The following is a 7,037-nucleotide window of genomic DNA, read 5'->3' on the forward strand; positions in this document are numbered from 1 at the left end:
GCAATTATTCGCCCGCACAATTTATGATTTTTAGCCCAAATGCTTCGCCCCTACGGTTATGAAAAAAATTGTGCTAAAATCATCAGAATATATTCCCTTATTGTCAAGGCAATATTACCTATGCTCCCAGAATTAAAAACACAACTTCTTGCCTTAACTCCGACTGAGAAAGCTGAAGCAATACGGCTGTTAACCCAAAGTTTAAGCAATAGCTGGCCCGGAATTACCAAGACTCCCGGAGTTTGTGGCGGTGATGCTTGTATTTCCAAAACTAGATTACCCGTTTGGCTGTTCGTGAGTTTGCGAAATCAAGGTGCAACGGATGCTGAAATTCTGCAATTTTATCCTTATTTGAATGCTATCAACTTAGTCAATGTCTGGACTTATGCTGAGGAAAATTCAGAAGAAATTGCCACAGCACTCAGAGAAGAAGCAGCAGCAATGATGCAGGAAGTATAATTTATGGCACGTCTTTATGCAGACGAACAGTTCCCGTTTCCTGTTGTGGCATTGCTGCGAAATTTCGGTCACGATGCCCTGACTATTCAAGAGGCAGGAAATGCTGGAGATGATGACCCGGAAGTATTAGATTTTGCTGTGAATAACGATCGCACGGTGATGACCCAAAATCGCCGGCATTTCATTCGCTTGCACGCTCAACAACCCAACCATGCTGGTATTATTGTGTGTACAGACGATAAAAATTTAGAAAGGTTGGCAACGCGCATCAATGATGCTATTGGTGGTGAGGAAACTTTGAGGGGCAAATTGATTCGAGTCAACCGCCCGCCGCAGTAAGTACGTGAAGCGTAGCTATCCCGTAGGGAATCGCACTTCCTCAATTTTCCAACGGCCAATCCAATAAATCGCCAGTCCCCATCACTTCTATTTCCCGCCCATTATCTTGATAACTCAAACAAATTTGCAAATAATTTTCAGGTTTGTACTGCAATCTTTCGGCCCATTCGATCGCCACAATCCCCAAATCCCTTTCTAATCCGTCCCAATAACTCTCTAAGTGCAAAGCCTCCGCTTCTTCGGGTTCGAGTCGATACAAGTCTAGATGGTACAGCGGAATCCGCCCTGCAAAATACTCGTTAATCAGGGTGAAAGTAGGACTTTCCACAGATTCGGAGATTCCCAAACCTTCGGCGATACCTTGAACCAAGGTGGTTTTGCCGGCGCCTAAGTCTCCTTGTAACAAGATTACAGTGCCTGGTGGGAGCGATCGACCTAACGCCATACCAAACTGGCGCGTAGCCTCAAAATCTGGCAGCAAACTTTTCATGTCAGTTGTCAGTTGTCAGTTGTCAGTTGTCAGTTGTCAGTTGTCAGTTGTCCGTTGTCCGTTGTCTCCCCATCTCCCCCTCTCCCCATCTCCCAATCTCCCCCTCTCCCAATCTCCCAATCTCCCTCAAAGCAGCTTAAATATTCTGGGCGCGCCCGTACCAACGCAGCAACATCCCCGCCAACCTTTGGGAATTGTGGCGAATTAAACCAGTATTTTTATCTTCATCCATGACATTGGCGATGACAATGCGCCGCCCCAGTTGCGTTATGGCTTCACGATCGAGTACAACCGGATAGGAATTTTCCTGAGAATAGCGGATTAAAGATTTTGCAGATGGGACTTTTCCTTGAACTACTACAGCATCGAACAGGGGGCGGCCGCAAGCGCGATCGATCGCCCGAATGTGATCTGCAACGCTGTATCCGTCGGTTTCTCCCGGCTGAGTCATAATATTGCACACATAAATTCGCGGAACTTCACTGTGGGCGATCGCATCAGCAATTTCCTTCACCAACAAATTTGGAATCACACTCGTATAAAGACTCCCGGGCCCAATAATAATAAAATCCGCTTCCCGCAGCGCTTCAACCGCCCTCGGTAAAGCCGGAGGATTAGCAGGAGTGCAGCCAATTTTGACAATTTTTCCGTTAGCTTCAGTGATGCTGGACTCCCCCTCAATCCTCCGGCCATCAGAGAGTTCTGCCCACAAAGAAACGTCGCTCAGGGTAGCCGGCAGCACTTCCCCTCTGACAGCTAAAACTTTAGAACTGGCGGCGATCGCCTGTTCCAAATCTCCAGCAATATCGCTCATCGCCGTCAAAAACAAATTCCCAAAACTGTGACCAACCAAACCGTCACCCGCCTGAAAGCGATATTGAAATAACTCAGTTAATAACTTTTCCTCATCGGCCAAAGCGGCCAAGCAATTGCGAATATCTCCCGGCGGCAATACTCCAATTTCCCGCCGCAGTCGCCCGGAAGACCCGCCGTCATCGGCCACAGTGACAATCGCAGTAATTTTGGCACTGTAATCTTTCAATCCCCTCAGCAAATGAGAAAGGCCTGTACCCCCCCCAATTGCCACAATTTTCGGGCCGCGGTGCAAGCGGCGGTGGTTGAGGAGTCGATCGACCAATTCCTCATTGCCTTCGGGCATCAGGACTTGGGTAATCGAGTTCAAACTGCGAGTTTGGCCCCACAGAATTAACAAAATTCCGCCCGCAATCACGATCGGCCCCGACACGTAATTGGGAATAACTTCCGCAATCCAGGTCAAAAAATTTCTCAGCAATTGCAACAGGAAAAAAATCGGAGTCATCCCAGTCCAAATCGCTAACCCCAAAGTGGCAAGTACCACACCGCTAGCACTGATTAGCAGCCACCGTTTCACCAACAGTCCGGGGGCCAACCACTTAAACCACTGGTGAACTCGCCCGTTCCGCAAAGAAGAAGGGTAAGGATTTCTGGATTGGACAAAAACCTGCTTAGCTTTGGCAAAGACTCGCAGGGCTTTAGGAAATGAACTAATTGACATGGTTAATTAGTCTAAATGGTATTGGAATAGCTCAAGCTGACAAATTTACAATACAAGAGAGTTTTGATTCTGGCAGTCAATTTAGGTCATTAGTCATTAATCATGAGTCATTAGTCATTAGCTAGACTGATGACTGATGACTGACAACATAATAATCGATCGCATCTTATGGCTGAGCCGCTAATCGAACTCAAGGGGGTAAGTAAGTCCTTCGGGGATAACCCGATCCTCGATCGAGTGGATCTGAGGATTTATCGGGGAGAGGCCCTGGCAATTATTGGCCCTTCCGGGACGGGGAAATCTACGATTTTGCGGATAATTGCGGGTTTGTTGGCCCCGGATGCCGGCGAGGTTTTCGTTCAGGGACAGCGGCGGATGGGATGGGTGGACGACGTGGCAGATCCGATCGGGATTGGGATGGTGTTTCAGCAAGCTGCTTTGTTTGATTCGCTTACGGTAGAGGAGAATGTCGGTTTTTTACTGTACCAGCATTCTAAGCTGCCGCGCCGCCGGATTCGGGAATTGGTGGATCAAAAGTTAGAGATGGTGGGTTTGCGGGGAATTGGCGATCGCTATCCAGCGCAGTTGTCTGGGGGAATGCGGAAGCGGGTAAGTTTTGCCCGCGCCATCATGGCAAATCCCGATAATGCCAGGGACAATCCGGAGGTTTTGCTGTACGACGAACCGACGGCGGGTTTAGATCCGATCGCTTCGACGGTAATTGAAGATTTAATCCGCGACTTGCAGAGAGCTCAGGGAGTTTGTAGCACTTATGCGATCGTCACTCACCAAGACAGTACCATTCGCCGGACTGCCGATCGCATTGTGTTTCTCTATCGAGGCAAAGTGCAGTGGGAGGGAACTGTCAGCGACATTTCACTGACAGATAATTTGTTAATTAAACAATTTTTTAGCGGCAGCGTTACCGGGCCAATTCAAGTGATTGGATAGTCAGTGGGCAGTTGGGAGTTGGGAGTTGGCAGTTGTTAGTTGGCAGTTGTTAGTTGGCAGTTGTTAGTTGGCAGTTGTTAGTTGGCAGTTGGCAGTTGGCAGTTGGCTGTTGGCTGTTGGCAGTTGGCTGTTGGCTGTTGGCTGTTGGTAGTTAGCAGTTGGCTGTGGTTAATTGTTTGTATTATTGGGAGATGGGATATGTCAGAAACAAATTTTCAGAGGTTAGATGTTTATAAATTAGCCGAGAAACTAGCTGATGAAATTTGGAATATAGTTATAAAATGGGATGCACTAGCAAAAGATACGGTCGGCAAGCAAATTATTCGCTCTGCTGATAGTATTGGTGCTAATATTGCTGAAGGAGATGGTCGAGGTAGCTATCAGGATAATCGGAGATTTATCAAAATTGCCAGAGGTTCTTTGTATGAAACAAAGCACTGGTTGAGACGGGCTTATACTAGGCAACTACTAACAACTACGCAAGTAGAAACACTCAAGCCAATTATTGACGAATTATCGCCCCGGCTAAATGCCTATCTAAAATCTATAGGGAACACATCAGAAAAAAATTAACAACTGCCCACTGCCAACTATCAACTGCCAACTGCCAACTGTCAACTGCCAATTGCCAAAGGAGGCAATATGCGATCGCGAACTGTAAGAGAAGGTTCTGTCGGATTCTTGATTTTAGTAGGAATCGGTTTATTTGGGGGCTTAGTGCTCTGGTTGCAGGGCGTACAGCTAGGGAACCGCAGCTACAAATTCGCCGTAGAATTTGCCAGCGCCCAGGGAATGCAAATAGGTACGCCCGTCAGGTATCGCGGGGTCGCCGTAGGTAAAATTACTGCCATCAAAGCCAGCGCCAACGGGGTAGATGTGACGATGGAGATAGCCCCCGGTACTTTAGTTATGCCGCGCGATGTGGCGATCGAAGCAAATAAATCGGGTTTAATTGGCGAATCGTCGATCGACATTACCCCCAACTCAATTTTGCCAGACTCCTTACTCACCGCCAATCCCTTTAGTGCCGACTGTCCCCCTGAGATAATCTGCAAAAATTCCCGATTAAAAGGTCAAGCTGGAGTCAGTCTCGACGAACTAATTCGCTCCACAGTCCGCCTAGCTAATTTATACACCGACCCCGCCCTGTTCAACAACATTAAATCGATTTCCGAGAATACAGCCAACACAGCCAAAGGTGCAGCCAAACTCACTCAAGATTTATCCAGTTTAACTCAAACAGCCAAAGCAGAAATCAAAACATTGAATAAATCAGTAACAGGAGACGTTGGCAAATTAAGTGAGTCAGTAAAAACCGAATTGGCAACTTTAAATCAATCATTAAAGGGAGAAGCCAACAGTTTAACTCAATCTTTGAAGGTAGAAATCAACAGTTTAAATCAATCGTTAAAAGGAGAAGCATCCAGCTTAAACCAATCCCTCAAGGGAGAAATCTCAGGAGTCGCCGCCGATGTTTCCAAAGTAGCAGCCACAGCAGACACTTCCACAAAAGCCGTATCTGCCGCTGCCATAAATTCTGCCAATTCAGTAACTCAAGCAGCGAATAAAATCACATTAACAGCAAACGAAGTCAATTCATTAGTAACAACCAACCGCGCCAGTTTAGTCTCAACCCTGAATAACATCAATCAAAGCAGTCAAGAATTGCGGGTAGCCGTCAGCAGTTTGAGTCCAACAATTAATCGCATCAACCAAGGACAATTGCTAACTAATTTAGAAGTTTTATCAGCAAATGCTGCCCAAGCTTCTGCTACTTTGCGAGATTTATCCAATCAGATAAACAATCCCGCCACTTTGCTATTATTGCAGCAAACCCTAGATTCTGCACGAGCTACATTTCAGAACGTGCAGAAAATCACTTCCGACGTGGATGAAGTGACTGGAGACCCGGCTTTTCGCAATAACATTCGCAGGTTATTTAACGGATTGGGAAGCTTGTTGGGTTCGACAGAACAACTGCGGCAACAAGTTAAAGTGGCTCAAACATTAGCTCCCCTTTCGCAGAAAGTAAATGCGAGTACAACGGCAGTAAATCAATCAGTCAAGCCCGGATTCCCCAGCTTGCACAAACAGCAAAAATTGCCTGTTATACCTTCTCAAACTGCAAGGTCAGCAGAACCAGTTCCTCCCGAAAATACTCCTTAAAATATGGTATTATTGAATAACCGTCGGTAAGGTGCGCGTGGCGCGCCCTACAGCTAGGAAGGTGCGCATTATATAGCAATCCTAAATCATTTGCATAATTCTTGTAGGGGCAATCCCCTCGTGAAGAGCCCGATAGATAGGGGGTAGGCACTGGGTGCATCTCACTTTGGCGAATATATCCGTAGGGGCGAAGCATGACCGTAGTCAATATAGGATTATAACTAATAACTTATCTGCGGTCATGCTTCTTCAGGCTTCAAAAGTGAGATGCACCCGTAGGCACGGGGGCACTACCCCTACAAATTTATCTGAATCATTTAGGATTGCTATAGAGGTTTCAATTAGTAAGATTGGCAGTGCGCACCTCGATATTCAAGTTGTGCAAATCTTCTTAAAAAAACCTCTTTCAAGCGAAACAAGGAAAAACAATGACGCAAACATTATCAAAGCCTGTCGAAACCCAAACCAAGTACAATATAACTTGGGAAAAATTGCCCGATGACTTCAAATTACCAGACGATCCTGTGGAAAACATCGACCAACCGCTGTTAGCAGCAGCCCTTAGAGAATCCTTAGAACTCGCAGGATTTATCATAGCTTCAATGCTAATAGCTTCCAACTTTGGACTGTGCGCCAAAGTCAACGATAAAACAATAGTAAAAGCCCCAGATTGGGTGTACGTTCCCTCAGTATTGCCACCCGAACCGGGAGAAGTGCGCCGCAGTTATACTCCCAATGCAGAGGGAGAAGTGCCGGCAGTAGTGATGGAATTTTTATCGGATACTAAGGGCAGTGAATATTCGACAAGATCAAAATATCCTTACGGCAAGTGGCGGTTTTACGAGCAAATTTTGCAAGTTCCAGTTTATGCAATCTTCAATCCTAAATCGGGAGAATTAGGAGTATACCATTTGGTTTCGGGACAGTACACACGGCAAGAACCAGATGCTAATAGTCGATTTTGGATAGAATCGATGGGATTATGTTTGGGGGTTTGGTCAGGAGAAAAATCTCACAGAACGGGTTATTGGTTGCGCTGGTGGGATGAGAATGGCAATTTGTTGCTGTGGGGTATCGAAAGAGTCCAACAAGAAC

The 7,037-nt window shown here is 46.3% G+C and carries 8 protein-coding genes; 6 read left to right on the plus strand and 2 right to left on the minus strand.

The genetic code is table 11. From position 1 onward, the window contains the following. Positions 1-120: 120 nt before the first annotated feature. Both QT974_RS02045 and QT974_RS02050 read left to right on the plus strand, forming a co-directional pair. Positions 121-459: a DUF433 domain-containing protein gene (locus QT974_RS02045; protein ID WP_333466863.1), complete on the plus strand. Its 339-nt coding sequence runs from the start codon at positions 121-123 to the stop codon at positions 457-459. Between the two features lie 3 nt (positions 460-462). After that, positions 463-798, plus strand: a complete 336-nt coding sequence (locus QT974_RS02050; protein ID WP_333466864.1) for a DUF5615 family PIN-like protein — start codon at positions 463-465, stop codon at positions 796-798. A 40-nt stretch (positions 799-838) separates the two neighbouring features. Here QT974_RS02050 and tsaE read toward each other — a convergent pair whose 3' ends face one another. After that, a complete protein-coding gene (gene tsaE, locus QT974_RS02055) occupies positions 839-1,288 on the minus strand; it encodes a tRNA (adenosine(37)-N6)-threonylcarbamoyltransferase complex ATPase subunit type 1 TsaE (protein WP_333466865.1) in 450 nt (149 codons plus the stop codon). Between the two features lie 136 nt (positions 1,289-1,424). Then, complete coding sequence (locus QT974_RS02060; protein WP_333466866.1) at positions 1,425-2,825, minus strand: gluconeogenesis factor YvcK family protein; 1,401 nt, start codon at positions 2,823-2,825, stop codon at positions 1,425-1,427. 168 nt (positions 2,826-2,993) lie between these two features. On the opposite strand from QT974_RS02060, the gene QT974_RS02065 reads away from it, so the two are divergent. The 4 genes from QT974_RS02065 to QT974_RS02080 all read left to right on the plus strand — a co-directional run. Further along, the gene (locus tag QT974_RS02065) at positions 2,994-3,776 is read left to right on the plus strand and encodes an ABC transporter ATP-binding protein (protein WP_333466867.1); all 783 of its coding nucleotides are present in this window, start codon (positions 2,994-2,996) and stop codon (positions 3,774-3,776) included. Between the two features lie 81 nt (positions 3,777-3,857). After that, positions 3,858-4,349 carry a four helix bundle protein gene (locus tag QT974_RS02070; RefSeq protein ID WP_442933142.1) on the plus strand — a complete coding sequence of 164 codons (492 nt, stop codon included), beginning with the start codon at positions 3,858-3,860 and terminating at the stop codon, positions 4,347-4,349. Positions 4,350-4,418: 69 nt separating this feature from the next. Further along, positions 4,419-5,942, plus strand: coding sequence for an MlaD family protein (locus QT974_RS02075; RefSeq protein ID WP_333466868.1), 1,524 nt, complete (start codon positions 4,419-4,421; stop codon positions 5,940-5,942). Between the two features lie 428 nt (positions 5,943-6,370). Then, on the plus strand, positions 6,371-7,037 hold a 667-nt coding region (locus QT974_RS02080; RefSeq protein WP_333466869.1), incomplete at its 3' end, for a Uma2 family endonuclease.

It is taken from the genome of Microcoleus sp. BM001215392, assembly GCF_036700185.1.
Classification (GTDB): Bacteria; Cyanobacteriota; Cyanobacteriia; order Cyanobacteriales; family Microcoleaceae; genus Microcoleus.

Excerpts from the sequence above, each read along its gene's own strand:
- QT974_RS02065 (WP_333466867.1), top strand. The coding sequence starts at position 2,994 with ATGGCTGAGCCGCTAATCGAACTCAAGGGGGTAAGTAAGTCCTTCGGG.
- tsaE (WP_333466865.1), bottom strand. The coding sequence starts at position 1,288 with ATGAAAAGTTTGCTGCCAGATTTTGAGGCTACGCGCCAGTTTGGTATG.
- QT974_RS02050 (WP_333466864.1), top strand. The coding sequence starts at position 463 with ATGGCACGTCTTTATGCAGACGAACAGTTCCCGTTTCCTGTTGTGGCA.
- QT974_RS02060 (WP_333466866.1), bottom strand. The coding sequence starts at position 2,825 with ATGTCAATTAGTTCATTTCCTAAAGCCCTGCGAGTCTTTGCCAAAGCT.
- QT974_RS02045 (WP_333466863.1), top strand. The coding sequence starts at position 121 with ATGCTCCCAGAATTAAAAACACAACTTCTTGCCTTAACTCCGACTGAG.
- QT974_RS02075 (WP_333466868.1), top strand. The coding sequence starts at position 4,419 with ATGCGATCGCGAACTGTAAGAGAAGGTTCTGTCGGATTCTTGATTTTA.